Below are 26,639 nucleotides of genomic sequence, written 5' to 3' on the forward strand. Positions count from 1 at the left end.
CATCGTCTTTTTATTTGCCCTGTGCGATTGCCTGATCGCGAATTTGCGTAAGGCTCATCTTCGGCGTCAGCGCTTCCGGATCGATCCGGATTTCGATCAGGCTCGGCTTGCCCGATGCTTCGCAGCGTTCGAAGGCGCCGGCGAAATCCTCCGTCACCTCCACGGTTTCGCCGTGCAGCCCATAGGACCGGGCCAGCGAGGCAAAATCCGGGTTCGTCAGCCGGGTGCCTGACACACGGCCGGGATAGTTGCGCTCCTGATGCATGCGAATTGTTCCGTACATGCCGTTGTTGATGACGAGGAAGATGACGCGTGCGTCATATTGCATGGCGGTCGCCAGCTCCTGTCCGTTCATCAAGAAACATCCATCGCCGGCGAAGGCCACGACAGTTCGCGAAGGATCAGTGATCTTCGCGGCGACCGCAGCCGGGACACCGTAACCCATCGAGCCATTGGTCGGACCAAGCTGGGTTCGGAAGGTACGGTACTGATAGAAGCGGTGCGCCCAGGCGGTATAATTGCCTGCCCCCATCGTCAGGATCGCGTCCGGCTTCAGATGGCCGCGCAGCCATTCCATTACAGCGCCCATCTGGACAGGACCCGGAACCTGCGGATGCTTGAGGTTTTCCAGATAGTCGGCATGCGCCGCCGCCGTCCAATCGGTCCAGGCGGGTGCCGCTGCAGGCTTGAGCTTCACCGCCTGGGACAGGAAGCCCGCGACACTGGCGTTGATCGGCAATGTCGCGTGGTAGACGCGACCCAGTTCTTCCGCACCGGGGTGAATATGGACAAGCGTCTGCCTCGGAACCGGAATGTCGATCAAACTATAGGCGCCGGTGGTCATTTCGCCGAGACGGGCACCGATCGAGATCAGCAGGTCACAGTCTTTAACGTGCTGAATCAGGTTCGGCCCCGCCGCCAGCCCGAGGTCGCCGGCATAATTCGCATGCGTGTTATCGAAGAGGTCCTGGCAGCGGAAGGAGGCTGCGATCGGCAGGCTGAAAGTTTCCGAGAAGCTTTTCAGATCCGCCACCGCCTGCTGCGTCCAGCCGCCGCCACCGACGATGGCCATCGGACGCTTGGCCTTGGACAGGAGTGCCTGCAATTCCTGCAATTGCGGCTCGCCGGCATAGGCCTCGACGCGCCGGTAGGCCGGCGTGTCGGCAACGTCGACCATGTCGGTCAGCATGTCTTCCGGCAGTGCCACAACCACCGGGCCGGGGCGCCCGTTGACAGCGCGATGGAATGCCTGGCTGATCAATTCGGGAATGCGGGCCGCATCCTCGATCTCAACCACCCACTTCGCCATCTGACCGAACATGCGCCGGTAATCGATCTCCTGAAAGGCTTCACGTTCCATCTGGTCACGCGCCACCTGGCCGATGAACAGGATCATCGGCGTGGAGTCCTGGAAGGCAGTGTGCACGCCGATGGAAGCGTTCGTTGCGCCCGGGCCGCGGGTGACGAAGCAGATGCCGGGCTTGCCCGTCATCTTGCCATAGGCTTCCGCCATATAGGACGCCCCGCCCTCCTGACGGCAGATGACGAATTCGATGGCACCTTCTGCGTCATAAAAAGCATCGAGCGCGGCAAGATAGCTTTCGCCCGGCACACCGAACACGCGATCGACGCCGTGGATCCGCAGGGCATCGACCAGGACCTGGCCGCCGCTGCGCTTTGAAGTTTCGTACCTCATGGGGTTCCCTTATCTTGTTCGTTAAATGACGGCGTCTTCGAGGAAGGGTCGGTTCGCTACCACCCGTTCGTAGCCGAAAGGCGCAAGATCGAGCGTCTTGAACCCCCCATAGGTGATGAGCTCCGACAGGCCCCGGCCCATCGCAGGCGACTGTTGCAAACCGTGGCCCGAAAAGCCGTTGGCGAAGAGAAAGTTTTTGACGTCCGTGTGGGGACCGAGAACAACGTTGTGATCGAGGGTGCAATAGTCGTAGTGACCGGCCCAGGAGTTGACCACCTTGATCGCTTCGAAGGCAGGCACGCGGTTTGCAAGGATCGGCCAGATTTCCTCGTCGAACTCGTCATGCATGACGTCGAAATCGTTCGGGTCCACTTCCGGATCGTGTTTCGGATAGGTGCCCATCAGATAGAACTTGCCTTCCGGGCGGAAGAAAACGCCGGTCGGATCGATGGTCAGGCCAACTTTACCCTCCAAGGGCGTGCGGCAGTCGACAACGAAGAGAGAGCGACGGCGTGGCTCCACGGGGACGTCGAGCCCGGCCATCCGCGCGACCTTCTTGCCGTTGGTACCGGACGTATTGACCATCATGCCGCAGGCGATCGTCTGGCCGCTCTTCGTCGATACGGAAACGACGCGGTCTCCTTCCCTGTCAACAGCAACGACTTCGTCTTCGATGTACTCGACGCCGAGCGAGCGCGCTTTCTTTCGAAAGCCCTGCAGCAGACCGACGCTGTCGAACCAGCCTTCGCCGCGCTCACCGGTGCTGCCGAGCGTCAATCCTTCGAGATTAAGCCAGGGAAATCGCCGGCCCAAGCCTTCCGGATCGAGAAGCGTTACTTCCGCCCCGCAGGAGATTTGTGTTTCATGATTACGGCGCAGGACCTGTTCGCCACGCTCGTCTTCGGCCAGGAAAAGATAGCCCGCTTCGTGGAAGCCGATTTCGGGGGTGTCGTCATCGACGGCGACATTTTCCTTGAAATTGCGGATGAATTCCGTGCCGAACTGCGAGACCTTAACGTTGATCGCATTCGAGAACTGGTGCCGGATCGAGCTGGACGACAGCGCCGTTGCCGAGCGCTGATAGGTCCAGTCCTTTTCAATCACGAGGATCGATCCTTTGAAGTCGGGATTGGTCGCGAGAAAATAGGCTGCGGAGCTGCCGACGACTGCGCCCCCGACGATGATCACGTCATATGCCGATCTGGAAGCTTGCATCGGCTCGCCTCACTTATGCTCGTCTTCATAGTGGCCAGCCGCCGCGAAGCTGCCGCCCTGGAAGCGCACCGCGGGATCGTTCGGATCGCCTTGCTTGGTCTTTGCGAACACTTTTTCCGCGTAGTCGTCGGCGCTGTCTTCCGGCTTGTAACCAAGGGATGCAGCCGTGCGGTTATCCCAGAACGCTCGGCTATTGTTGGACATTCCATAGGCAACCATGAAACCGACGCGCTCGGCCGACAGGCTCTTTTCGACGAGCTGGCGGCAATCGCGATAGGAAAGCCAGGTGATGAGATGGCGTCGGTCGGTCGGCTCCGGGAAGGACGAGCCGATGCGCAGGCTCACGGTTTCGATGCCGAACTTGTCGAAATAATACCGGCCGAGATTCTCGACGAACGTCTTCGACACGCCATAAAGGCTATCGGGGCGGGTCGGCACGTTGCCGTCGATGGTTTCCGTCCGATCGTAAAAGCCGATGGCGTGAACGGAGCTGGCATAGATGATGCGCTTGACGCCGTGCTGCCGCGCCGCCTCGTAGATGTTGTAACTGCCGACGATATTGGCATCGAGAATGGTCTTCCAGGGTGCTTCCAAGCCCTGGCCACCCATGTGGATGATGGCTTCACAGCCCTCGACGGCCCTGGAAACCGCATCGAAATCAGCGAGGTCTGCTGGAAAATCCTCTTCATGCGGCTCGAGGTTTTCGCAGGAATTGCGCGCGGAAAGTCGGACGATCTTGCCGAGCTTCGTTCCGGATTTGCGGAGCTGTGTTCCAAGAGCGCCGGCGGCGCCGGTCAGAAGCGTGCGTTTGTAGTCGGTCATGAGAATTCGTCCTGATTAGCGAAGCTTGGCCAGCGCGTCCGCTGTCCGTTCGATGGCAAGGGAGAGGTTTTCGCGAGACGTTGCGAAAGACAGGCGAATATAGGGTTCGACGCCGAAAGCAGCGCCCGGCACGGTGGCGACTTTGCCCTCCGTGAGGAGGTAGGATGCCAACGCCGTGTCGTTGGTGATTTTCGTCCCGTCAGGCGCCGTCTTGCCGATATAGGGAGCACATTTGGGGAAGAGATAAAATGCTCCCTCCGGCGCGCGCACTTCAAGTCCGGGAATGGCGCCGAAGCCCCGCGCAACGAGATCGCCCCGCGCCTTGTATTCCTCGACAGCCTTCCTCACGAAATCCTGCGGACCGTTCAGCGCGGCCGCGGCTGCGTATTGCGTGATCGAAGAAGGACATGTTGTACTCTGAGACTGAAGCTTATTCAGCACCTTGGTGAGATCCTTCGGGCCTGCGGCATAACCGAGCCGCCAGCCCGTCATGGCATAGGCTTTGGAGACCCCATTGATGATCAAGGTACGGTCCTTGAGAGCCGGACACGCCACGGCGAAGGACGTAAACGGCACATCGCCGCAGACGATATGCTCGTAGATTTCGTCGGACATGATCGCAACGCGCGGATGGCGCGCCAATACGTCGCCGAGCGCTTTCAGTTCCTCCGCCGTGTAGATTGCGCCTGTAGGATTGGACGGCGAGTTGAACAGGAACCAACGTGTCTTGGGGGTGATTGCCGCCTCCAGCCGTTCCGGCGTGATCTTGAAGGCGTCTTCCACTCCGCAAGGGACAACCTTGGGCGTCCCGCCATGCAGAATGACGATGTCGGTGTAGGAAACCCAATAGGGTGCGGGAACGACCACTTCATCGCCCGGCTCGAGCGTGCCGAGGAAGGCGTTAAAGAGGATCTGTTTGGCTCCGTTGCCGATGGAAATCTCGTCCATTGCGTAGTCCAGGCCGTTCTCGCGCTTGAACTTGGCAACGATTGCTTGGCGCAGTTCCGGCAGGCCGTCCGGGGCCGTATAGCGGGTGATCCCTTTGCGCATAGCCTCGATCGCGGCTTCGACTACGTGGGCGGGAGTATCGAAATCCGGTTCTCCGAGCGAGAGATCGACGACATGCTCGCCCCTTGCCCGCATCGCCTTGGCGGCGAGGGAAACCGCCATAGACGGCGACGACTTGATGGTGGCCGTGCGGCTGCTTTCGAATGCAATCATGTTCATGCCTGCTCTCCCCGGGTGCCGCCGTTGCCGTAGGCTGCGGCCTGTTCTTTGGTGATATAGCCGTGCTTGAGATCGTGCTCGACGGCCTCGGCCGGGCGCTCGGCAGGATCGCCATAGCCGCCACCGCCCGGCAGCGACAGAACGAGGCGCCGGCCTTCCGGCACGAATTGCAGGCCCTTGCCCTTCAGCATCGTGCCGTCGTCAAGCGAAACGCCGCCCGATGCGCCGTCGAGTCCGCCGTCGCGGCCGCGGGCCGGATGGTTTAGCCGGTCGAACATCGCCGAGAAGCGGAAGCTGTAACCTTCGGCCGCTTCGATCTCGATCATCTGACCGAGACCACCCCGCTGAGCGCCTGCGCCGCCGGAACCCTCGCGCAGCTCCTTGCGCCAGACGATGACCGGGCCGACATTTTCGGTCGCCTCGATCGGCATGGTATGGACGCCGCTCGGGAAGGCCGTTGCGTTGAGCCCGTCCAGCGAGGTGCGTGCGCCGGACCCGCCGGAATTGAACATCAGGATTTCGGCACCCTTGCCGCCGATCTGATCGGAAACAGGTCGCACGCTCATATGCAAGTTCCAGAGGGCGCTTGCACCTTCGGCAGGCACTTGTCCGGGAAGCGCCTGATGAAGCGCCCCCAGAACGAGATCGGGGACGAAATGCCCGAGCACGTGACGGACAGCGACCGGAGCCGGGCGCTTGGCGTTGAGGATACAGCCTTCCGGCGCAACGACGTCAAACGGAGCGAGGGAGGCCGCGTTATTCGGAATTTCCGGCGCGACGACGCATTTGATGCCGTAGCAGGCATAGGCCTTCGCATAGACCAGCGGCACGTTGATGCCGAACTTGCTCATGCCCGATGTGCCATCGAAATCCACTACGACGCCATCCGGGCCGATGGTCAATTTTGCGGCCAGATGCACCGGCTCGTCATAGCCGTCGAGATCGAGGCTGTAGTTCCATGAACCGTGCGGAAGGTTTCTCAACCGCTCCAGCGTGGCCTCGCGGCTGTGCTTGAGGATGAAGCCGCCGATCATCGACAGATCTTCCAGATTGAATTCCGTCAGCATGTCGATGAGCCGGCGATGGCCGGTCTCGTTGCAGGCAGCGAGCGCATGAAAGTCGCCGACCACTTTGTCGCTTTCACGGACATTGTTGCGGACAATGTGGATCAGTGTCCGGTTGAGCTCTCCGCGCTCGAAGAACTTCATGATCGGGATAAAGATACCCTCTTCATAGACCTCGCGCGCATCCGGCCCGAAGCCTCGTCCCCCAACATCGACAACGTGGGCGGTGGAGGCGAAATAGCCGACCAGCTTGCCGTGGTGGAACGAGGGCGTCACGACGGTGATGTCGTGCAGATGACCGGTTCCCTTCCACGGATCGTTGGTGATGTAGACATCACCTTCAAAGATGTTCTCCGGGCCGATATCACGGATGAAATGGGCGACGGATTCCGCCATTGCGTTGACATGGCCCGGCGTGCCGGTGACGGCCTGCGCCAGCATGCGACCATCTAGGTCAAAGACGCCGGCGGACAGGTCGCCCGCTTCGCGGACAGAGGTGGAGAAGGCCGTGCGGATCAGCGTCTGCGCCTGTTCCTCGACGACGGAGATCAAGCGGTTCCACATGACCTGCATATGGATATCGATCATGGATTGGTTCATGTAGCTATCCTCAAAGCCGCGTTACGAGGAGGCAGCCATCGTTCTGGACGATTGCCTTGAAGGAAGAGGTGAGAACTGCGGAGGTTTCGCGCTCCACGATGACAGCGGGGCCCTTGACCACGTCGCCGGGCTTCAGGCTCGTGCGCTCGTGAATGCCAGCTTCGAGATAAGAGCCCTGCGAAGCTTCGAACAGGCGGCGGGTTTGGCTCGACTTGACGACGCTGCCTTCAGCGATCGGCGGAACGCGGTCAACCGGCGGAAGCGGCGAGCTTGCCTTGACCGACCAGCTTACGATCTCGATATCGAGGCCTTCGATGGCACGGCCGAAGAAGCGCTCGTACTCCCTTTCGAACAGAGCGGTGGTCTTTTTGGCGCTGGCCGCATCAAACCGGTCGTCTTCAAGCGCCACCGGAATGTCCCAGCCCTGCCCCGCATAACGCATGAACAGGGTGCGCTCGATGGTCGGTGCGCCCTTGTCGAGACCACCTTCAACGAAGCCGAGGGCTTCGGCCTTCATGGATTCCAGCAACCGGTTGGCTTCGGCGAAATCGAAGCTCGAAAGATTGAAGACGGCGCTGCGCACGGACTCGTAGCCGAACGGCGCTTTGAGAAAGCCGATGGCGGAGCCCACGCCAGCGCCGGGAGGCACAAGGAAAGTGGAAATGCCCATCTTCTCGCACAGGCGCGCCGCATGCAGCGGCCCCGCGCCGCCGAAGGTGATCATCGTAAAATCGGAAATGTCCTTGCCGTTCTCGACGGTGTGAACACGGCCGGCATTGGCCATGTTCTCATCCACCATCTCGCAGGTTCCGTAAGCCGCCGCTTCCGGATCGAGCGCGATGACCGATCCGATATCGTCGCTCATCGCCCTGCGGCTCGCATCGATGGAAAGACGGATGGCGCCGCCGGCGAAATTTTCCGGATCGAGCTTGCCGAGGATAAGGTCGGCATCTGTCACCGTGGGGTTCTTGCCGCCGCGCTGATAGCAGGCAGGGCCAGGTTCGGACGCTGCCGAATGCGGTCCGACGCGGATTTGCCGCATGCCGTCAACGGAGGCGATAGAACCGCCACCCGCACCGATCTCCACCATTTCGACGACCGGGATGGAAATCGGCATGCCCGAACCCTTGCGGAAACGATAGGTGCGCGCGACCTCGAAAGTCTTGGCCGTCTTGGGAACCTGGTTCTCGATCAGGCAGATCTTGGCGGTGGTGCCGCCCATGTCGAAGGAAAGAACCGCGTCGAGACCGTGATGACGGGCGATATCAGCCGCGAAGATCGCGCCGCCGGCCGGGCCGGATTCGACCAGACGCACCGGAAATTCCGAGGCGCTTTCGACGGACACGATGCCGCCGCCGGAATGGATCATGAAAACCGGGCAACCGACGCCGATATCCTTCAGCGAGACGACGAGGCGATCGAGGTAGGATTTGATCGCCGGCTTTACATAGGCGTTGGCACAAACCGTATTGAAGCGCTCGAACTCGCGCATCTGCGGCGAGACCTCGGATGAGATCGACACCGAGACATTCGGAAGACGCTTCAGGATGGCGTCGCGGACGGCAACCTCATGCGCGCCATTCACATAAGCGTGGATGAAGCCGATGGCGACGCTCTCATAGCCGCCATCCGCGATCTTTTCGACCACAGCCGCCACAGAGGCCTCGTCCAGCACCAGGAGAACCTTGCCCGACGCATCGATGCGCTCACGCACCACGAAGCGATCGGCGCGCGCAATGAGGGCCGGCGGCAGGGAAATATTGAGGTCATATTGCTCGAAACGGTTCTCCGTGCGCATTTCCAGCACATCACGAAAACCCTCCGTCGTCACGAAGGCAGTCTTCGCGCCGCGCCGCTCGATCAGCGCATTGGTGGCAAGGGTCGTGCCGTGAATGAGAATGTCTATCTCTGAAAGCGCAATGCCCGCCATGTCGGCGACAGCCCTCACACCCTTCAGGATCGCGCGCTCGGGCGCCGTGTAATCCGTCAAAACCTTCGTCGAGTGAAGCGCGCCACCCAGATCGAGCGCGATATCGGTAAAGGTGCCGCCGATGTCGACGCCGACCCGGCAGTTTCGTGGTGCGTTGTTCACCAGCTTGTTCCCCACTTTTGTCTTCCGCCCGAAGCGTCAGATCCGGTTGAGACCGCAACCATGCGGCCGTGCGTCTGCGCATTCTCCTCCACGACAAGCGGTGCCGCAACATTTCCGCTTGACGTTCTTCGTATATGTCACTTATCATATAACTGTCAACTGGGAAGAGGGCTAAAAACGCTGCGAAAAGCGCCAAGCCCCGAACTCCAAAAAGCGAGAATTAGCTAATAAAATTAGGCAGTTCCTCGATTCAATAACATGCGAATGCGGGCTGAACCCGCATCTGATCAACCTGAACGAAGTAGCTTCAACCAGAGGGAAAATTCCATGAAATCGATTTCCAGGCTCTTGACGGCGACCATGCTCACGTCCGCCCTGCTCTTCTCCAACGCCTTGGCGGCAGACACGATCAAGATCGGCGTCGCCGGACCATTCACGGGCGCAAACGCCACCTTCGGCGAACAGGTGTTCAACGGGGTGTCGGCCTATATCAATGACGTAAATGCTGCCGGCGGCATCAACGGCAAAAAGATCGAGCTGGTGAAGGGCGATGACGCCTGCGAACCCAAGCAGGCCGTCGCGGTTGCCAACCGCTTCGTCGATCAGGACAAGGTAAACGCCGTGATCGGACATTTCTGCTCGTCCAGCACAATCCCGGCATCCGAGGTCTATAACGATGCCGGCATTCTGGAAATGACGCCGTCCTCGACCAACCCGACGGTCACCGATCGCGGTTTTGACAATCTGTTCCGTGGCTGCGGTCGTGACGACCAGCAGGCGGTCGTCGCCGGCAGCTTCATTCTGGATACGCTGAAGCGTGACAAGATCGCTCTCATCCACGACAAGGACACCTACGGTCAGGGCCTGGTGGATGCAGTCAAGAAGACCATCGAAGCACGCGGCATCAAGCCGGTCCTTTATGAAGGCTTGACGCGCGGGGAGCGCGACTTCAACGCGCTTGTCACCAAGATCAAGAGCTCCGGCGCAAACGCGGTCTACTTTGGCGGCCTCATCCCGGAAGGCGGGCCGCTTGTTCGCCAGCTTAAGGAACAGGGCGTCGATGTCGTATTCGTCACCGGTGACGCCTTCGCGCAGGCGGAACTTGTCTCCGCCGCCGGCGGCCCGGCGAACCTGAAGAATGTCTACTACTCGGCGACACCCGATCCGCTGGAAGACCCCTCCACGAAGGGCGTTCAGGATGCGCTGAAGAAGGCGAACATCACCCCGGCAAACTATGTCCTCTATGGCTACGCGAACGCTCAGGCAATCGTTGCCGCACTCAAGGCCGGCGAAGACCTGAAGGCTCAGGCCGCTTGGCTGCGCACGAACACCGTTGATTCCGCAATCGGCAAGGTCACGTGGGATAAGAAGGGCGACATCAAGGACTTCAAGTTCGTCTTCTACAACTTCGACGACAAGGGAACCCCCGTTCTCGTGAAGTAAGGCAGCTTTGCCTGCGCGCCGGGTCATCGGTCCGGCGCGCTCATCCATGCCCTAAAAAACATAAGAGGGTTCGCCATGGACTTTTACATCCTGGTTCAACAGTTGTTCAACGGCATTACGCTGGGGACGATCTACGGCCTGATCGCCGTGGGATACACCATGGTCTATGGTGTCATCCGCATGATCAACTTCGCCCATGGCGACGTCTACATGGTCTCTGCCTACATTGCCGCTATCGTCCTGGCGGTGCTCAGCTTCTTCGGCGTTCAATCCGTTCCGTTCGCGCTGATCACGGTGCTCGTCATTAGCTGCGCCATCACCGCCGTCTATGGCTGGACGATTGAACGTGTCGCCTATCGGCCGCTGCGCGGCTCGACCAAGCTCGCGCCACTCATCTCGGCGATCGGAATTTCGCTCATGCTGCAGAGCTACGTCCAGATCGCTCAGGGTGCGCGAGACCAGGGAGTGCCGACCCTCATTCAAGGCGCGTTCCGCTTCGGCGATGACACCCATTTTGCTCAGATAACCTATATGCAGACCGTGATCCTGTTCGCCTCATTGATCGCCATGGGAATTCTGACCTACGTGATCAACTACACGCGAATTGGGCGCGAATGCCGTGCGACCCAGCAGAATATCCGCATCTCTGCCGTTCTGGGCGTCAATACCGACCGCATCATCTCCACAATCTTCGTCATCGGTGCGGCGACTGCCGCTGTCGGCGGTACGCTGGTCACCTTCAACTATGGCTCTTTCAATTTCTTCATCGGCTTCGTCATGGGTATCAAGGCATTCACCGCCGCGGTTCTCGGCGGGATCGGATCGCTGCCGGGTGCTGTGCTGGGCGGAGTGCTGCTTGGATTAACAGAAGCCCTTTTCGCCGGTTACGTCAGTACCGACTACAAGGACGTCTTTGCCTTCGCGCTGCTCATCATCCTGCTGTTTTTCCGTCCCTCCGGCCTTCTGGGCCGCCCGGAAATCCAGAAAGTCTAAATGAGGAGCCAGGCAACATGAAACCCCACAGGCTAGTTGCGCTTGCCAAGGAAGCGCTTCTCACATTTACCGTTTGCATCGTTCTGTTCGGCCCGATCTCCGGACTGGTTCTGGAGGGCTTCTCCTTCCAAAACCAACTGATGCGGGCGGTCACATTGGCGGCAATCGTCACGCTTGGACGTCTTGCGATCTCGGTTTTCCAGTCCAGCAGATTGGGCAAGGGATTCAGGCAACGCTTTGCCGGAAATAATGCCGGCGTCACGGTCATGACCGGCAAGGAAAAATCGCCGGTGCTGCTTCTCGCTGTCCTGTTCCTTGCAGGACTGAGCCTCCCCTTCGTCGCGGACAAGTACTTTCTCGGCGTCGCCATACTGGCGCTGATCTACTGCCTGCTCGGCCTGGGATTGAATATCGTCGTAGGTCTCGCAGGTCTGCTCGATCTTGGATTTGTGGCCTTTTACGCAGTCGGCGCTTACCTGCTTGCGCTTGGCTCGCAATATGTCGGCTTCGGATTCTGGACGGCTTTGATCATAGCCCCGTTCCTTGCCGGCCTCTGCGGGATGATCCTTGCGTTTCCCGTGCTGAAGATGCACGGCGACTATCTTGCCATCGTGACGCTGGGGTTTGGCGAGATCATCCGTCTCATATTGAACAATTGGGGCGATTTCACCGGAGGTCCAAACGGCGCTCCCGTTCCGCCGCCGACAATCCTCGGCCTGGAATTCACCCGCACCGCAAAACAAGGCGGCGTTCCGCTGCATGAATATTTGGGCATTCCTTACAGCGCGGACTACAAATTCTGGTTCATCTACCTCGTACTTTTCCTTGCCGTCTGCATGGTCATCTATGTAGTCGAGCGGCTTCGCGTCATGCCGCTTGGGCGCATGTGGGAAGCGCTGCGCGAAGATGAGATCGCCTGCCGCTCTCTGGGGGTAAACCACGTCTTCACGAAGCTCACCGCCTTCATGCTCGGCGCATCGACTGGCGGGCTTGCCGGTGTCTTCTTCGCCGTCCACCAAGGCTTCGTCAATCCGACGTCCTTCACCTTCTTCGAATCGGCCCTCATCCTTGCCATCGTTGTCCTTGGCGGCCTTGGATCAACCATCGGCGTCATCCTTGCCGCTCTCGTGCTGACCGTCCTGCCGGAAATGCTGCGAGAGTTCGCGGAATATCGCGTTCTGGTGTTCGGCGTCCTCATGGTCGTGATGATGATTTGGAAGCCGCGCGGCCTGGTTCGGATCAAACGCCCGGCATTCTTCCCGAGCACCAGGATGGAAGCGAGCAGCGCCGAAATGCCCCTCCAGACCCAATTGGAGGCGAGACGATGAGTGAGCCCATACTGGACGTTCAAAATGTCACGATGCGTTTTGGCGGCATCATCGCCAACCGCAATGTCAGCTTCCGCGTCGAACGAGGTTCGATTACGGCGCTGATCGGCCCCAACGGAGCCGGCAAAACGACGATGTTCAACTGCATTACCGGGTTCTATCGCGCAAGCGAGGGCCGGATCGTCCTGAACGGAACTAATGGTGCAGAGGACGTCGGCGAGCTGGTTACAAAACCGATTTCCGGCGGCTCGCATCTCGTAACGCGCGCCGGCATCGCGAGGACATTTCAGAACATCCGTCTGTTCAAGGAGATGTCGGTCGTCGAAAACCTCCTCGTCGCTCAGCACCTTGCGACACGCAACAATCTTCTGAGCGGCGTCTTTTTCACCCCGGGGTTCCGGAGAGCCGAACGCGAAGCGGTGGATCGCGCCTACTATTGGCTCGAGCAGATGAGCCTAGTCGAGGATGCCAATCGCCTCGCGGCCGAACTTCCTTACGGTCGCCAGCGGCGCCTTGAGATCGCTCGGGCGATGTGCACTGCGCCGAGGCTGATCTGCCTCGACGAGCCCGCCGCCGGCCTCAATCCCTCCGAAACACGGGATCTGTCCGAGGTCATCCAACGGCTCTGCAACGAACACGGCCAAACAGTTCTCGTCATCGAGCACGACATGAGCCTGGTCATGCGCATTTCCAACCATATCGTCGTACTCGACCACGGAGAGGTCATCTCCGACGGCACGCCCGCGCATGTCGCCAACGATCCCGCTGTGGTTGCGGCCTATCTGGGTATCAGTGAAGAGGAGGTGCAAGCATGAGCCAGCCTGCCGGTATAAAGATACCGCTTCTGGAATTTGTCGCCGTCCATGCTCATTACGGCCCGGTCGAAGCCCTGAAAGCGGTTGACGTCAACATCTTCGAGGGCGAGATCGTCAGCCTGATCGGCGCAAACGGCGCAGGCAAAACGACATTGCTGTCATCGATTTTCGGCGCGCCGCGGGCCTCTTCCGGCAGGATTTTACATCGCGGCGAGGACATCTCGCGCATACCGACGAACAGGATTTCCCGCCGCGGCATCGCGCTCGTTCCGGAAGGTCGCCAGATCTATCAGGAAATGACCGTGGAAGAGAACATGATGATGGGCACGACACCCATCGGAATGGCCTATTTCGAGGACGATCGAACGACCATGTTCGAACTCTTTCCTCGCCTCAAGGAACGTCGCAACCAGACAGCCGGTACGATGTCGGGCGGTGAACAACAGATGCTCGCAATTGCCCGGGCAATGATGGCTCGCCCCGAATTGATCCTATTCGACGAGCCCTCGCTCGGACTGGCGCCTCTCGTAGTGAAGCGCGTATTCGAGGTGCTGCGCGAGATCGCATCCATGGGCAAGACGATCTTTCTGGTCGAGCAAAATGCCAATCATGCGCTCAAGCTCTCGCAGCGAGCCTATGTCATGGTGAACGGGAAGATCCATCTTTCCGGCGAGAGCGCCTCCCTTCTCGACAACCAGGAAGTCCGCAAGGCCTATCTCGGACTGCATTGAACGGAACCATCTCCATGCTGCACAAGAATCTGATTGCCGGTGAATGGGTTGCGGGCGACGCGTCTGCGAACATCAACCCATCCAACACCAACGAGAGTGTCGGGGAATACGCACGCGCGAGCGCTGATGATACCAGGGCCGCGATCGCTGCGGCAAAGACGGCGTTCCCAGCCTGGTCGCGTTCGCCGATCCTGGAGCGTCATGCCGTCTTGAAGAAGACGGGCGACGAAATCGTGGCCCGGAAGGAAGAACTTGGCCGGCTCCTCGCCCAAGAGGAAGGCAAGACTCTTCCCGAGGCGATTGGAGAGGTGACCCGCGCGGGACAGATCTTCGATTTCTTTGCCGGTGAAGTGCTGCGGCTTTCAGGCGAAATCCTTCCTTCGGTTCGGCCCGGCATCGGTGTCGAGATCACCCGTGAACCGGTTGGTGTCGTCGGGGTGATTACACCCTGGAACTTTCCAATTGCGATTCCCGCTTGGAAAATCGCTCCGGCACTAGCTTACGGCAACACCGTCGTCTTGAAACCGGCCGACCTAGTGCCGGGTTGCGCCTGGGCGCTCGTCGACATCATTCATCGTGCCGGCGCGCCAGCCGGTGTCATCAATCTGGTCATGGGCCGCGGCAGCGTGGTTGGGCAAACCATGCTCGACAGCCCCGACGTGAACGCTCTGACATTTACCGGATCGGTAGGGACCGGCAAACGCGTCGCATTGTCGTCTATCGAGCATAACAGGAAGTTCCAGCTCGAGATGGGCGGCAAAAATCCGTTTGTGGTTTTGGACGATGCAGACCTTTCCGTCACCGTCGAAGCAGCCGCCAACTCTTCCTTTTTCTCGACAGGCCAGCGATGCACCGCGTCCTCCCGCCTGATCGTGACGGAAGGCATCCATGACCGCTTTGTCGCCGCGTTGACGGAACGCATGAAGGGACTCGTTATTGATGATGCCCTCAAGGGCGGCACTCATATCGGCCCGGTCGTCGACGAAAGCCAATTGAAGCAGGATGTGGAATACATCGATATCGGCCGTCGGGAAGGCGCAAAGCTTGCATTCGGTGGCGAGCAACTGGAACGAAGCACGCCCGGCTTCTATCTGCAGCCGGCCTTGTTCACCGAAGCCACCAATCAGATGCGGATTGCGCGCGAAGAAATATTTGGCCCTGTCGCTGCAGTCATCAGGGTGAAGGACTACGAGGAGGCACTTGCGGTCGCAAATGACACCAATTTCGGCCTGTCCTCCGGCATTGCGACGACCAGCCTGAAATATGCGACCCATTTCAAACGAAACTCGGAGGCCGGAATGGTGATGGTCAACCTTCCAACCGCCGGTGTCGACTTCCACGTACCATTCGGCGGACGAAAAGGCTCGTCCTATGGGCCGCGTGAACAGGGCCGATACGCAGCGGAATTCTATACCTCGGTCAAGACCGCCTACACGCTCGCATAAGGAAATATGTGATGAAGATTCTCGTCCCGGTGAAGCGGGTGGTTGATTACAACGTGAAGATCCGCGTGAAGGCGGATGGCACGGGTGTCGAGCTTGCGAATGTGAAGATGTCGATGAACCCGTTCGACGAGATCTCGGTCGAGGAAGCGCTGCGGCTGAAGGAAGCCGGCAAGGCCGAAGAGGTGGTGGTGGTATCGATCGGTCCGGCCAAGGCCGAGGAGACGCTGAGGACGGCGCTCGCCATGGGTGCCGATCGTGCCATCCTGGTCGAGACCGAGGATCAAGTCGAGCCGCTGGCGGTGGCGAAGATCCTCAAGGGTATCGCCGATGCCGAACAGCCAGGCCTGATCATCGTCGGCAAGCAGGCGATCGATGATGATAGCAACCAGACCGGCCAGATGCTGGCGGCCCTCTTGGGCTCGGCGCAGGCAACCTTCGCCTCGAAGATCGAGATCGGGGACGGCAAGGCGACTGTCACCCGCGAGGTCGATGGCGGCCTGCAGACGATCGAGGTCAAGCTGCCGGCGGTGGTGACCACGGACCTGCGCCTCAACGAGCCGCGTTATGCCTCGCTGCCGAACATCATGAAGGCAAAGAAGAAGCCGCTCGACAAGAAGGCACCTGCCGACTTCGGCGTCTCCACCGAACCGCGTCTGAAGGTGTTGAAGACCGAGGAGCCGTCGGGCCGCAAGGCGGGCGTCAAGGTCAAGTCGGTGGCCGAGCTGGTCGAGAAGCTCAAGACCGAAGCCGGCGTGCTTTAAAGACAGGAAAGGATAAGACCCATGGCCATTCTTCTTCTGGCTGATCATGACAGCAACCACCTTTCCGACCAGACCGCCAAGGCGCTCACGGCGGCGACCCAGATTGCCCAGGGAACGGGAAGCGACGTGCACATCCTCGTCGCCGGCGCGGGCGCCAACACTGCGGCCGAACAGGCAGCCAAGCTTGCCGGCGTCTCCAAGGTTCTGGTTGCCGACGATGCCAGCCTCGCCAACAATCTCGCCGAACCGCTTGCCGATCTGATCGTGGCGCTCGCCGGCTCCTATGACACCATCCTGACGGCGGCCACCTCGGTCGGCAAGAATGTCATGCCGCGGGTTGCCGCTTTGCTGGATGTCGCCCAGGTCTCGGAGATCATCGAAGTGGTCTCCGCCGATACCTTCAAGCGGCCGATCTATGCCGGCAATGCCATTCAGACGGTGCAGTCGACCGATGCCAGACGCGTGATTACCGTGCGCACCGCTTCCTTCGCCTCTGCCGCAGACGGTGGTTCGGCCACGATCGAAGCAATCCCGGCGGTCGCCAATCCCGGCCTGTCCAGCTTCGTCGCCGATGCATTGTCGACCTCGGACCGTCCGGAACTGACGTCTGCAAAGATCATCATCTCCGGTGGCCGGGCGCTCGGTTCGGCAGAAAAGTTCAAGGAAGTCATCCTTCCCGTCGCCGACAAGCTCGGGGCTGCCGTCGGCGCAAGCCGCGCGGCCGTCGATGCCGGCTATGCCCCGAACGACTGGCAGGTCGGCCAGACCGGCAAGGTCGTCGCACCGCAGCTTTATATCGCCTGCGGCATTTCCGGGGCCATCCAGCATCTCGCCGGCATGAAGGATAGTAAGGTCATCGTCGCCATCAACAAGGACGAAGAGGCCCCGATCTTCCAGATCGCCGATTACGGCCTCGTCGCCGATCTCTTCGAGGCCCTGCCGGAATTTGTCCGCTCGATCTGAGGCAGCCTCCTCGAACAGCTAGGCGGCCGGAGCAGGCTTCGCGCTCACCAGACCGAAGCCGCTCCGATATCTCGCCGGAGTTGTCGAAAAACGCTCTTCGAAGGCCTCATAGAAGCGGGACAGCGAGCCAAATCCCGATTCGAACGCGACGGCGGCCACCGGAAGGTCGCTTGAGATCAGCAGGGATTGGGCCGTATCCAGCCGATGGCGCGTTATGGCCTGATTGACGGTAAGACCGACCGTCTTCTTGAATACCGACATGGCGTAGTTTGGATGCAGTCCGGCCGCCAATCCGACATCGATGGCCGATATCTCGCCCAATGCATGTTCGGCAATGAAGCGGATCATTTTCTCGACCTTTGGCAGTCGGTCAGGATCTTGGTTACGCGATGCAGCAATTGCCGACCCCTGCTCGCGCAAGTCCAGCCAGCCCTCCCGCGCAATCCGCCGTATGCGAGCGACCAGCTCGTCGCGGACAATCTGTTCCAGCTCCGGATCGCCCGACAGCAGCTCATCGCGCCATCTGAGAAGCACTTCGCGGTCGTGCGGCCTGACGCTTTGCGCCTCTATCAGGCCGCCGCGGAAGACAGCATCCCGAAAGCTCCCCATGCTACGCATGTTGACGAGCACGGACATGGGGACATAGAGGCAGACGAAGTTCGCAGGCTCCGTCACCTCGACGACTTGGTGCGGGATCATTCCCCAGAAAAGGCAGAGCTGCCCCTGCGAAATCTGGAGCCTGCGGCCGTCGAACCAATATGTGATGCGTCCATCGAGGACGTAGTTGAGCTCCACCTGGCTGTGCATGTGCGGACCGCTCATGCGCCGCACCTCCAGCCTTTCTCCAGCGCAAAAGCGATGATCGCCGAAAACGACAAGCGGATGGCGCGTCGGGCCATCGTGAACTGGAACTGACTCGTCTTCGATCAACATTGGAAGATGCTCTGGCGGGGTCTCGATCTTAGAAAACCGGAAGCGATCTTCCGTATGGCGGTAGAGCTCTACGAATTTGGATGATGAATATCAACCACCGTACACGGGAGTGACGTGTGCGCGGGCGGCCAACGCCCATGAGGTCTGTGGAGGATCAATTGACCCTATTGAAGAATATCGGCTCTATAGCATTCAGCTACATGCTCGTCGCATCGGCGGCATGCGCTGGCGAAATCGTTCTCAATTCCGACCAGTCGGATCCGGCGCCGAAGAAGGCGATGGAACAACTGATTGCGGATTTTCAGGCGAAGAATCCGGACATCAAGGTTAAGTGGAACAATTTCGACCACGAAGGCTACAAGTCCGCGATCCGCAACTTCCTGACCGCCGACGCGCCTGACGTCGTGGCATGGTATGCTGGCAACCGCATGGCGCCCTTCGTCAAAGCGGGTCTCTTTGCCGATGTCAGCGACGTTTGGGCAGCGAACGGCCTGAACGACCAGTTGAAGTCTGCTGCCGCATCGATGACGATCGACGGAAAGCAGTGGGGCGTTCCCTACACCAACTATCAGTGGGGCATCTATTACCGCGCCGATATCTTCAAGGATAAAGGCATTACGCCGCCAAAGACCTGGGACGAGCTGGTGGCCGCATGCGCCAAGCTGAAAAGCGCAGGCATCACACCGTTTACGATCGGCACGAAGGCCCTGTGGCCGACCGCCGGCTGGTTCGACTATCTCGACCTGCGCGTCAACGGCTATGAATTCCACATGGATCTGACCGCCGGCAAGGTGCCTTACACCGATCCGAGGGTCAAAGCCGTATTCACCAAGTGGGCAGAACTGGTGAAGCCGGGCTATTTCATCGAGAACCATGCAGCTCTCGACTGGCAGGACGCCATGCCGCAATTCGTTCAAGGCAAGGCGGCCATGTATCTGATGGGCAATTTCGCCGTCGCCCCGATGAAGGATGGCGGACTGAAGCAAGACCAGATCGGCTTCCTTCCGTTCCCGCAGATTACCGCAGGGGTGCCGGTCTCTGAAGAGGCTCCGACCGACACGTTCCACATTCCGTCGGGTGCGAAGAACAAGGAAGACGCCAAGAAGTTCCTCGCCTATCTCGCCTCGCCTGAAGCCCAGACGAAAATCAACGAGACGCTCGGTCAGCTACCGATCAACAACAAGTCGACCGTGCCGGACGATAAGTTCCTGAAGGCTGGTTTCGAGATGCTGGCGAACGCCCACGCTCTCGCGCAGTTCTACGACCGCGACGCCCCGGCCGATATGGCGAAGGCCGGCATGGAAGGCTTCCAGGAATTCATGGTCAAGCCTGACAAACTCGATGCGATCCTGGCTCGCCTCGATAAGATCCGGGCTCACGCTTACAAATAACTCGTTCTGAAGATACCGCGCTGCCGGATGTTAATTCCGTCCGGCAGCGTTTTTCGTCGCATTTGTATAGGAGCAGACGATGGGCACGAGCAGTCCCGCTCTACCGGGGTTCTGGAAACGCAATCAGCGGACATTTGCACCTTGGCTTTTTCTTGCGCCAGGCGCCCTGATGTTTCTGGTCTATGTGATCGTCCCGGTATTCCAATCCGTATGGATCAGTTTCCATGACTGGGATGGTCTGGGACCCAAAACCTGGATCGGTCTTGGGAACTATGTCGAACTCCTCTCCGACGACGCCTTCTATACGTCGCTGGAGAACAACGTCATATGGCTCGTTCTCTATCTGCTGGCGGTCCCGGCTGGCTTGGCTGCGGCATTGTTCCTGAACCAGACCGTCACCGGCATTCGCCTTTACAAATCACTGTTCTTCTTTCCATTCGTGATCAGCCAGGTGGTCGTCGGCCTGATTTTTACGTGGTTTTACGCTCCTAATTTCGGGCTATTCTCTGCGCTGATCCAGGCCTTGACGGGGACGCAGGTTGCCATTCTCGCAGACGAGCGCCTGGTGACCTACGGCATCATCGCCGCCGGCCTCTGGCCGCAGATCGCCTATTGCATGATCCTCTACCTGACGGGCCTCAACAACATCAATCCGGAGCAGATTGAAGCCGGGCGCATGGATGGCGCCAAGGGCTGGCATCTGTTCTGGAACATCGTCCTGCCACAGCTTCGGCCGGCCACCTTCATTGCAGTGGTGGTGACCGTCATCGGGGCGCTTCGATCCTTTGACCTCGTTTCTGTCATGACGGCGGGCGGACCTTACGGTTCGAGCCGCGTCCTTTCCTATTACATGTACGAAGAAGCGCTTTCCGAATACGGCTTCCGCATGGGTTATGGAGCCGCCATCGCGGTCGTGCTCTTCCTCATCATGATGGTCTTCATCACATTCTTCCTTATTCGCATGCTGAGACAGGAAAGGAATTCCTGATGTTTCCAACTCCTGTCCAGAAATCGGGCCCATGGGTGTCGGCCGCCTATCAGGTTCTTCTGCCGATCGCCCTCATCATCTGGCTTCTTCCCCTGATCGGCGTTGCGGTCACGTCGATCCGCCCATCGGGGGATCTGGCCGCTGGCAATTATTTTGGCATTCCCTCGGGCTTTGCCGGTGTCGAGAACTATACCGCCGTCTTTCGGGATTCGCCGATCGGCCACTACATCCTCAATTCCTTCAAGATCACCATCCCGACGGTTATCGGCGCGGTCGGTCTCTCATGCCTCTGCGGCTTCGCGCTGGCCGTCTACCGGTTCAAGGGAAGCCTGTTCCTGTTCTTCGTCTTCGTTGCCGGCAACTTCATTCCGTTCCAGATCCTGATGGTCCCTGTTCGCGACTTGACGCTCAAGATGGGCCTCTACGACACCGTAACCGGGCTTGTGTTGTTCCACGTCGCTTTCCAGACCGGCTTCTGCACCTTGTTCATGCGCAACTTCATCAAGGGGCTGCCCTTTTCGCTGATCGAATCGGCGCGGGTCGAGGGCGTCTCCGAGTGGCGGATATTCATCCACATCGTACTGCCTTTGATGCGCCCGGCCATTGCGGCGCTGTCAGTCTTGATCTTTACCTTCGTCTGGAACGACTATTTCTGGGCGACCGTGCTTGTCCAGGGCCAGGCCGCAATGCCCGTTACCGCCGGACTGAACGCGTTGAACGGACAATGGGTTGCAGCATGGCATCTGGTGTCGGCGGGTTCGATCGTCGCCGCGATGCCGCCAGTTCTGATGTTCTTCTTCATGCAGAGGCACTTCATTGCGGGCCTCACTCTCGGAGCGACCAAGGGATGAAAAAGACTGTAGTTGTAAAAGCGGGGGCCATTTGCCTCGCTCTCGGCCTGCCGGAGCGCGGCATGCCCGAGATCCTGGGCTTCGGCCGCGGGGCGCTTGCCCCGGAATTCTGGCCCGATGTGCCGCGTTCGAGCCGTGTCAACGGCATGGACGTGGCCGTGCCTTCGAATGTGCTGCTGCCGGTCGGCGGACTCGGATTCTTCGGATGGCCGGCGATTTGCGGGCATCGCGATGGGCGTATGTTCACGCTGGAATTCCAGAACTGGCAGACTGAAGAGATCGACGCCGGCGTCATCCTGAAGGCTGAAGATCCCGTCGCGGAAATCGGCCTGCAGATATGCCTGAAGGGCAGCGCGACTGAGGTTTTGTCGATTTCGACATCACTGATCAACCGCGGCTCCAGCGATTATACGCTGGATCGCTGCATGGCGGCGAGTTTCCTGATGCCGGCCGGCGCGTCAGAGCTGACCAGCTTTACGGGAATGTGGGGCCGGGAGTTCCAGACGCGCCAATCGCAACTCCCCAACGGGCTCTGGATGCAGGAAAGCCGGAGGGGGCGAACCTCGCATGACCGCTTTCCCATCATCTTCCTCGAGTGCGGCGGCGAGCGGATGGGATTCCATCTCGGCTGGAGCGGCAATCACCAGATGGCGATCGACACACTAGACGATGGACGCCGGCTGGTGCATCTCGGCGAACTCTTCGAACCGGGTGAAATGCGCCTCGCACCGGGCGAAGCCTATGACAGCCCGACAGCTTTTGCCGGTCCTGACAGCGAGGCTTTCCATGCCTTCGTCAGAGAGAGCGTGATTGCCTGGCCGGGCGGCGAGATGAAGCCCCGGCCGGTGACGCTGAACACCTGGGAAGGCAACTACTTCGATCACCGCATGGAGTCCTTGAAAGCCCAGGCGGATGCAGCGGCGGCTGTCGGCATCGAGCGTTTCGTCCTCGATGACGGATGGTTCGGCAAGCGGGACGACGATACGACCAGCCTTGGTGACTGGTTCATAGACGAGCGAAAATACCCGAACGGGCTGAAGCCACTCGTCGACCACGTGACGTCCCTCGGCATGGAGTTCGGCCTCTGGTTCGAACCCGAGAACGTGAACCCGGAGTCCGAACTGTTTCGCGCCCATCCCGATTGGGCTCTGCAAGTCGAAGGACGCCCGCTTCTGCTGTCGCGAAACCAGCTTGTGCTGGATCTGACGCGCCCGGAGGTCAGCGATTATCTCTTCCAACGCATGGAAGCGGTGCTTTCGCAGCACGCAATCGCCTACATCAAGTGGGACATGAATCGCGATCTGACCCATGCCGGCGGCACAGATGGGCGCGCGCGCACCGCGAGGCAGACGCGAGCCGTCTACGCCCTGATGAACAGGGTCCGGCAAGCCTTTCCCGCAGTCGAGATAGAAAGCTGCGCCTCGGGCGGCGGGCGTATCGACTATGGCGTCCTCAGATACACGCACCGCGTTTGGACATCGGATTGCACCGACGCCTTCGAGCGGCTTGAAATACAGCATGGGGCGTCGCAATTCGTTCCCCCGGAGCTTCTCGGCGCACATATCGCCGCATCTCCGAACCACCAGACCGGCCGCAAGTTGAGCCTTGCTTTCCGCGCGCTGGTCGCGCTCGCCTATCACCTGGGCGTGGAACTCAATCCACTGACGCTCGACGCTGAAGAGAAGCAGGAACTGGAACGCTGGATCGCGCTTCATAAGAGCCTGCGGCCGCTTCTGCATGCAGCCGGCAAGCAATTTCGTCTGCCGCCGCTCGACGGGCGTTATGTCTGGGGCGCTGCAGATACCGACCGCATCGTCGCTTTCGTCGTCCAGGGCCCGCAAATGGTCGGCGAGCAGCCCGCACCCGTCCGCTTGCCTGTCAGCGATAATAGCGATGTGCTGTGGCGCGTGACGGCGATGCATCCCGCAGAGCCGGAATTCATCCGGATCTCGGAAGGCCAGCAAAAGCTCCTAAACGGAGAACTGACCTTCAGTCTCGATACGCTGAGACATGTCGGATTGCCGCTGCCGATGCTCAAGCCCGAGAGCGGGCTCCTTCTTGAATTCCAGCCCGTGAAGGGAGGTTAAGCCTCATGGGAAATGTAACGCTCAACCGCGTGACGAAGCAGTTCGGCGCCGCCAGTGTCATCAAGGGCGTCGACCTTACCATCGAAGATGGCGAGTTCTGTGTCTTCGTCGGGCCGTCCGGCTGCGGCAAGTCCACGCTTCTGCGCATGATTGCCGGGCTGGAAGATATTTCCTCCGGTGGGCTGAGGATCAGCGGCAACGACATGACCAAGGTTGGTCCCTCGGAGCGTGGGGTTGCCATGGTCTTCCAGAGCTATGCCCTTTATCCGCATATGACCGTGGCCGAGAATATCGGCTTTGGCCTGCGTATGACCGGCCACTCCAAGGAAGAGGTCTCGCGCCGGACGAGCGCTGCCGCCGAGATGCTGCAATTGAAACCGATGCTCAGCAGGAAGCCTTCCCAGCTATCCGGCGGCCAGCGTCAGCGCGTCGCCATCGGCCGCGCCATCGTGCGCAATCCGCAAGTGTTTCTCTTCGATGAGCCGCTGTCCAATCTCGACGCATCGCTCAGGGTCCAGATGCGCACGGAAATCAGCAAGCTGCATCAGGATCTCAAGACGACGATGATCTACGTCACCCACGATCAGGTCGAGGCCATGACCATGGCCGACAAGATCGTCGTGCTTCAAGGCGGGTTGATCGAACAGGTCGGATCGCCGCTGGAGCTCTATCACCGGCCGAAGAACATCTTTGTCGCCGGCTTCATCGGCTCGCCGAAAATGAACTTCATCAAGACCAAGGCATCGCCCGCGGAAGGCGGTGTCAAGGTCGACCTCCCCGGCGGTCAGTCGATTACGCTAGGCGGCGGTTCGGTCAGGGAAGGGCAGTCGGTCACGCTCGGGGTCCGTCCCGAACATCTCGATCGCAACGAAGGCGGAGACGCCACGCTTCAGGGCAAGGTGCGTCTTGCCGAATATCTGGGATCGGAAACGATGTTCTATATCACCCTTGCCGACGGCGCCGAGATTGCTGTGAAGGCGGATGGCCTCGCGAAGGCCAAGCCGGGCGACGAATTCTCCATCCATATTCCGGCGGCTGCCTGCCATCTGTTCGATGATGCCGGCAACGCTATCCTCAACGGGGACCTGACGAAATAATGCTCGGCGTTTGCTATTACCCAGAACACTGGCCCGAAAGCTGGTGGGAAAAAGACGCGCGCCGTATGCGGGCGCTTGGAATCTCCTATGTGCGCATCGGCGAATTCGCCTGGTCGCGCCTCGAGCCCTCACGCGGCTCCTTCGACTTCGGCTGGCTCGACCGGGCGATGGACACGCTGGCTGCGGCCGGCCTGAAAATTGTGCTTGGCACGCCGACCGCCACGCCGCCGAAATGGCTGATGGACGAATATCCCGAGATCGCTCCGGTGGACGAAGAGGGTAGAGTGCGGGGCTTCGGCTCTCGTCGTCACTACAGCTTCTCGTCGGAAGTCTGGTGGAAGGAATCGGCGCGTATCGTCGAAGCGGTCGCGCAGCGATACGGTTCGCACCCTGGTCTCGCCGGCTGGCAGACCGACAATGAATATGGCTGCCACGATACGAGCTTTTCCTGGGGCGCCCAAGACCTGAAGGCGTTTCGCCGCTGGCTTCGCCTTCGCTATCAGTCACCGCAGCAACTGAACGAGGCCTGGGGTTCCGTCTTCTGGTCGATGGAAGTTCAAAGCTTCGACGACGTCGCGCTGCCCAATCTGACAGTGACGGAGGCGAACCCTGCCGTCCGGCTCGATTTCTGGCGCTTCCAGTCCGATCAGATCGCCGCCTATGACCGAATGCAGTGCGATATCATCAGAAAGCACTCCCCGGATCGCTGGATAACCCATAACTTCATGGGCTTCGTCAACGATTTCGATCATTGGAAGGTTGGCGAAAACCTGGACCTCGCTTCCTGGGATTCCTATCCAATCGGCTTCGTGGAGAAATTTCCGTTCAGCGAGGAAGAGCGCGTGCGCTGGGCGGAAACATCCCACCCCGACATCGCCGCCTTCCATCACGATCTGTACCGCGGCGTCGGCAATGGCCGGTTCTGGATCATGGAACAGCAACCGGGGCCTGTGAACTGGGCACCATGGAACCCTGTCCCCAAACCGGGGATGGTTCGTCTTTGGACCTGGGAGGGCCTTGCCCACGGGGCCGAGGTTGTCAGCTACTTCCGTTGGCGTCAGGCGCCGTTCGCGCAGGAGCAGATGCATGCCGGCCTGAACCTTCCTGGCCTCGACGAGCTCTCGCCCGGAGGCAAGGAAGCCGCAATCGCCGGCCATGAGATCGATACCGTTGGCCCCTTGCAGAAGCCGGCGCGGGCGCCCGTCGCCATCGTCTATGATTATGAGACCTATTGGTCCACGGTCATTCAGCCGCAGGGCAAGGATTTTCGCTACGAAGAACTTGCCTTCCGCTGGTACGAGGCGGTCAGGAAGCTTGGCCTTAACGTCGATTTCGTCCGCCCCGGCGCGTCCCTCACGGGCTACAAGCTGGTTCTCGTTCCCTGCCTCATGCACGTCTCCGACGCGGCATTGGCGGCATTCGAGCAGGCGGATGGAACAGTGCTTTTCGGTCCGCGGACCGGATCGCGGGACCGCAACTTCCAGATTCCCGCCAATCTCCCGCCCGGGCCGATCGGCGAGCTTACCGGTATCAGGATCACGCAGGTGGCTTCCTTACGGCCGGGGCTTAGCGCCTCTTTGTCGGGCGCGATCAGCGGCCGGGCGACAAGATGGCGCGAATATCTTGAGACAGCGGCGGGAGCGGATGTCGTGGCAGCGTTCGACGATGGCAGCCCAGCGCTGGTGTCGAAGGGGAGATACGTCTATTTGGCCTGCTGGGCCGACGGCGAACTCCTCGACAATCTGATGTCGCACCTTGCCGCCGGGCTCGATCTGCCGACCGCTACCCTGCCCGATTTCATCCGCCTTCGTCGTGCAGGCAATCTCACATTCGCCTTCAATTACGGGCCGGACGCCTGGACGATCCCGGAAAAGCACGACTTCGTGCTCGGCGGCCAGGAAATCGCTCCATTCTCCCTCTCGGCGTGGAGATGACTACCGGACGTCCGCGGATGAAATGAAGGAAAGCGAATCCCCTTACCTCTTTGGTGAGGGGATTGCATATTGCTACCAGCGCTGCGCCAGATGGCAAAGACTTGCGGTGGGGAGGGATCAAGCGGGCCTAGAGGTGCCTTGCCGGTTGAGCTTTGCCCCGAAC

General features: G+C 60.0%; 21 protein-coding genes. 14 read left to right on the forward strand and 7 right to left on the reverse strand.

Annotation, left to right across the window (positions count from 1 at the left end):
• Window positions 1–10: 10 nt before the first annotated feature.
• The 6 genes from ACXHXG_RS13115 to ACXHXG_RS13140 are packed head-to-tail and all read right to left on the reverse strand — an operon-like array spanning window position 11 to window position 8,716.
• Window positions 11–1,696, reverse strand: a complete 1,686-nt coding sequence (locus tag ACXHXG_RS13115) for a thiamine pyrophosphate-binding protein (RefSeq protein ID WP_457899535.1) — start codon at window positions 1,694–1,696, stop codon at window positions 11–13.
• A 21-nt stretch (window positions 1,697–1,717) separates the two neighbouring features.
• The gene (locus ACXHXG_RS13120; RefSeq protein WP_457899536.1) at window positions 1,718–2,911 is read right to left on the reverse strand and encodes an NAD(P)/FAD-dependent oxidoreductase; all 1,194 of its coding nucleotides are present in this window, start codon (window positions 2,909–2,911) and stop codon (window positions 1,718–1,720) included.
• Between the two features lie 9 nt (window positions 2,912–2,920).
• Window positions 2,921–3,733 (reverse strand): NAD-dependent epimerase/dehydratase family protein, encoded by an 813-nt coding sequence (locus ACXHXG_RS13125; protein WP_104826127.1) that lies wholly within the window; start codon window positions 3,731–3,733, stop codon window positions 2,921–2,923.
• A gap of 15 nt (window positions 3,734–3,748) precedes the next feature.
• Window positions 3,749–4,960, reverse strand: coding sequence for a pyridoxal phosphate-dependent aminotransferase (locus tag ACXHXG_RS13130; RefSeq protein ID WP_457899537.1), 1,212 nt, complete (start codon window positions 4,958–4,960; stop codon window positions 3,749–3,751).
• Window positions 4,957–6,624, reverse strand: a complete 1,668-nt coding sequence (locus tag ACXHXG_RS13135) for a hydantoinase B/oxoprolinase family protein (protein ID WP_457899538.1) — start codon at window positions 6,622–6,624, stop codon at window positions 4,957–4,959. Before ACXHXG_RS13135 ends, ACXHXG_RS13130 begins: the two co-directional genes overlap by 4 nt.
• A 10-nt stretch (window positions 6,625–6,634) precedes the next feature.
• Window positions 6,635–8,716 carry a hydantoinase/oxoprolinase family protein gene (locus ACXHXG_RS13140; protein WP_457899539.1) on the reverse strand — a complete coding sequence of 694 codons (2,082 nt, stop codon included), beginning with the start codon at window positions 8,714–8,716 and terminating at the stop codon, window positions 6,635–6,637.
• A gap of 327 nt (window positions 8,717–9,043) precedes the next feature.
• Here ACXHXG_RS13140 and ACXHXG_RS13145 point away from each other — a divergent pair, with 327 nt between their 5' ends.
• The 8 genes from ACXHXG_RS13145 (at window position 9,044) to ACXHXG_RS13180 (ending at window position 17,195) form a co-directional block, all read left to right on the forward strand.
• Entirely contained in the window at window positions 9,044–10,159 is a 1,116-nt protein-coding gene (locus ACXHXG_RS13145; RefSeq protein ID WP_104826125.1) for an ABC transporter substrate-binding protein, read from the forward strand.
• Between the two features lie 75 nt (window positions 10,160–10,234).
• The gene (locus tag ACXHXG_RS13150) at window positions 10,235–11,152 is read left to right on the forward strand and encodes an ABC transporter permease subunit (RefSeq protein WP_104826124.1); all 918 of its coding nucleotides are present in this window, start codon (window positions 10,235–10,237) and stop codon (window positions 11,150–11,152) included.
• A 17-nt stretch (window positions 11,153–11,169) separates the two neighbouring features.
• Window positions 11,170–12,480 (forward strand): high-affinity branched-chain amino acid ABC transporter permease LivM, encoded by a 1,311-nt coding sequence (livM, locus tag ACXHXG_RS13155; protein ID WP_457899540.1) that lies wholly within the window; start codon window positions 11,170–11,172, stop codon window positions 12,478–12,480.
• Window positions 12,477–13,295 carry an ABC transporter ATP-binding protein gene (locus ACXHXG_RS13160; RefSeq protein WP_457899541.1) on the forward strand — a complete coding sequence of 273 codons (819 nt, stop codon included), beginning with the start codon at window positions 12,477–12,479 and terminating at the stop codon, window positions 13,293–13,295. The genes livM and ACXHXG_RS13160 overlap by 4 nt, the downstream gene beginning before the upstream one ends.
• Window positions 13,292–14,026 (forward strand): ABC transporter ATP-binding protein, encoded by a 735-nt coding sequence (locus ACXHXG_RS13165; RefSeq protein ID WP_457899542.1) that lies wholly within the window; start codon window positions 13,292–13,294, stop codon window positions 14,024–14,026. The genes ACXHXG_RS13160 and ACXHXG_RS13165 overlap by 4 nt, the downstream gene beginning before the upstream one ends.
• A 14-nt stretch (window positions 14,027–14,040) precedes the next feature.
• Window positions 14,041–15,471, forward strand: a complete 1,431-nt coding sequence (locus ACXHXG_RS13170; protein ID WP_457899543.1) for an aldehyde dehydrogenase family protein — start codon at window positions 14,041–14,043, stop codon at window positions 15,469–15,471.
• Between the two features lie 11 nt (window positions 15,472–15,482).
• Window positions 15,483–16,232: an electron transfer flavoprotein subunit beta/FixA family protein gene (locus ACXHXG_RS13175; RefSeq protein WP_457899544.1), complete on the forward strand. Its 750-nt coding sequence runs from the start codon at window positions 15,483–15,485 to the stop codon at window positions 16,230–16,232.
• 21 nt (window positions 16,233–16,253) lie between these two features.
• On the forward strand, window positions 16,254–17,195 hold the full coding sequence (locus tag ACXHXG_RS13180) for an electron transfer flavoprotein subunit alpha/FixB family protein (protein ID WP_457899545.1): 942 nt from the start codon (window positions 16,254–16,256) through the stop codon (window positions 17,193–17,195).
• An 18-nt stretch (window positions 17,196–17,213) separates the two neighbouring features.
• Here the strand turns inward: ACXHXG_RS13180 and ACXHXG_RS13185 are convergent, their stop codons facing one another.
• The gene (locus ACXHXG_RS13185; protein ID WP_285168845.1) at window positions 17,214–18,128 is read right to left on the reverse strand and encodes a helix-turn-helix domain-containing protein; all 915 of its coding nucleotides are present in this window, start codon (window positions 18,126–18,128) and stop codon (window positions 17,214–17,216) included.
• A 200-nt stretch (window positions 18,129–18,328) separates the two neighbouring features.
• Between ACXHXG_RS13185 and ACXHXG_RS13190 the strand changes: the two genes are divergently transcribed.
• The 6 genes from ACXHXG_RS13190 to ACXHXG_RS13215 all read left to right on the forward strand — a co-directional run bounded on the left by ACXHXG_RS13190 (window position 18,329) and on the right by ACXHXG_RS13215 (window position 26,476).
• Window positions 18,329–19,519 (forward strand): ABC transporter substrate-binding protein, encoded by a 1,191-nt coding sequence (locus ACXHXG_RS13190; RefSeq protein WP_457899999.1) that lies wholly within the window; start codon window positions 18,329–18,331, stop codon window positions 19,517–19,519.
• Between the two features lie 79 nt (window positions 19,520–19,598).
• Window positions 19,599–20,507, forward strand: a complete 909-nt coding sequence (locus tag ACXHXG_RS13195; protein ID WP_104826116.1) for a carbohydrate ABC transporter permease — start codon at window positions 19,599–19,601, stop codon at window positions 20,505–20,507.
• The gene (locus ACXHXG_RS13200; RefSeq protein WP_104826115.1) at window positions 20,507–21,358 is read left to right on the forward strand and encodes a carbohydrate ABC transporter permease; all 852 of its coding nucleotides are present in this window, start codon (window positions 20,507–20,509) and stop codon (window positions 21,356–21,358) included. Before ACXHXG_RS13195 ends, ACXHXG_RS13200 begins: the two co-directional genes overlap by 1 nt.
• Window positions 21,355–23,445, forward strand: coding sequence for an alpha-galactosidase (locus tag ACXHXG_RS13205; RefSeq protein WP_457899546.1), 2,091 nt, complete (start codon window positions 21,355–21,357; stop codon window positions 23,443–23,445). Before ACXHXG_RS13200 ends, ACXHXG_RS13205 begins: the two co-directional genes overlap by 4 nt.
• A 5-nt stretch (window positions 23,446–23,450) precedes the next feature.
• Entirely contained in the window at window positions 23,451–24,542 is a 1,092-nt protein-coding gene (locus ACXHXG_RS13210; protein ID WP_457899547.1) for an ABC transporter ATP-binding protein, read from the forward strand.
• Window positions 24,542–26,476 carry a beta-galactosidase gene (locus tag ACXHXG_RS13215; protein WP_260304674.1) on the forward strand — a complete coding sequence of 645 codons (1,935 nt, stop codon included), beginning with the start codon at window positions 24,542–24,544 and terminating at the stop codon, window positions 26,474–26,476. Before ACXHXG_RS13210 ends, ACXHXG_RS13215 begins: the two co-directional genes overlap by 1 nt.
• The last annotated feature ends 163 nt before the right edge of the window (window positions 26,477–26,639 follow it).

The organism is Rhizobium sp. LEGMi-198b, assembly GCF_054114205.1.

Excerpts from the sequence above, each read along its gene's own strand:
- ACXHXG_RS13115 (WP_457899535.1), bottom strand. The coding sequence starts at position 1,696 with ATGAGGTACGAAACTTCAAAGCGCAGCGGCGGCCAGGTCCTGGTCGAT.
- ACXHXG_RS13120 (WP_457899536.1), bottom strand. The coding sequence starts at position 2,911 with ATGCAAGCTTCCAGATCGGCATATGACGTGATCATCGTCGGGGGCGCA.
- ACXHXG_RS13125 (WP_104826127.1), bottom strand. The coding sequence starts at position 3,733 with ATGACCGACTACAAACGCACGCTTCTGACCGGCGCCGCCGGCGCTCTT.
- ACXHXG_RS13130 (WP_457899537.1), bottom strand. The coding sequence starts at position 4,960 with ATGAACATGATTGCATTCGAAAGCAGCCGCACGGCCACCATCAAGTCG.
- ACXHXG_RS13135 (WP_457899538.1), bottom strand. The coding sequence starts at position 6,624 with ATGAACCAATCCATGATCGATATCCATATGCAGGTCATGTGGAACCGC.
- ACXHXG_RS13145 (WP_104826125.1), top strand. The coding sequence starts at position 9,044 with ATGAAATCGATTTCCAGGCTCTTGACGGCGACCATGCTCACGTCCGCC.
- ACXHXG_RS13150 (WP_104826124.1), top strand. The coding sequence starts at position 10,235 with ATGGACTTTTACATCCTGGTTCAACAGTTGTTCAACGGCATTACGCTG.
- livM (WP_457899540.1), top strand. The coding sequence starts at position 11,170 with ATGAAACCCCACAGGCTAGTTGCGCTTGCCAAGGAAGCGCTTCTCACA.
- ACXHXG_RS13160 (WP_457899541.1), top strand. The coding sequence starts at position 12,477 with ATGAGTGAGCCCATACTGGACGTTCAAAATGTCACGATGCGTTTTGGC.
- ACXHXG_RS13165 (WP_457899542.1), top strand. The coding sequence starts at position 13,292 with ATGAGCCAGCCTGCCGGTATAAAGATACCGCTTCTGGAATTTGTCGCC.
- ACXHXG_RS13170 (WP_457899543.1), top strand. The coding sequence starts at position 14,041 with ATGCTGCACAAGAATCTGATTGCCGGTGAATGGGTTGCGGGCGACGCG.
- ACXHXG_RS13175 (WP_457899544.1), top strand. The coding sequence starts at position 15,483 with ATGAAGATTCTCGTCCCGGTGAAGCGGGTGGTTGATTACAACGTGAAG.
- ACXHXG_RS13180 (WP_457899545.1), top strand. The coding sequence starts at position 16,254 with ATGGCCATTCTTCTTCTGGCTGATCATGACAGCAACCACCTTTCCGAC.
- ACXHXG_RS13185 (WP_285168845.1), bottom strand. The coding sequence starts at position 18,128 with ATGTTGATCGAAGACGAGTCAGTTCCAGTTCACGATGGCCCGACGCGC.
- ACXHXG_RS13190 (WP_457899999.1), top strand. The coding sequence starts at position 18,329 with ATGCTCGTCGCATCGGCGGCATGCGCTGGCGAAATCGTTCTCAATTCC.
- ACXHXG_RS13195 (WP_104826116.1), top strand. The coding sequence starts at position 19,599 with ATGGGCACGAGCAGTCCCGCTCTACCGGGGTTCTGGAAACGCAATCAG.
- ACXHXG_RS13200 (WP_104826115.1), top strand. The coding sequence starts at position 20,507 with ATGTTTCCAACTCCTGTCCAGAAATCGGGCCCATGGGTGTCGGCCGCC.
- ACXHXG_RS13205 (WP_457899546.1), top strand. The coding sequence starts at position 21,355 with ATGAAAAAGACTGTAGTTGTAAAAGCGGGGGCCATTTGCCTCGCTCTC.
- ACXHXG_RS13210 (WP_457899547.1), top strand. The coding sequence starts at position 23,451 with ATGGGAAATGTAACGCTCAACCGCGTGACGAAGCAGTTCGGCGCCGCC.
- ACXHXG_RS13215 (WP_260304674.1), top strand. The coding sequence starts at position 24,542 with ATGCTCGGCGTTTGCTATTACCCAGAACACTGGCCCGAAAGCTGGTGG.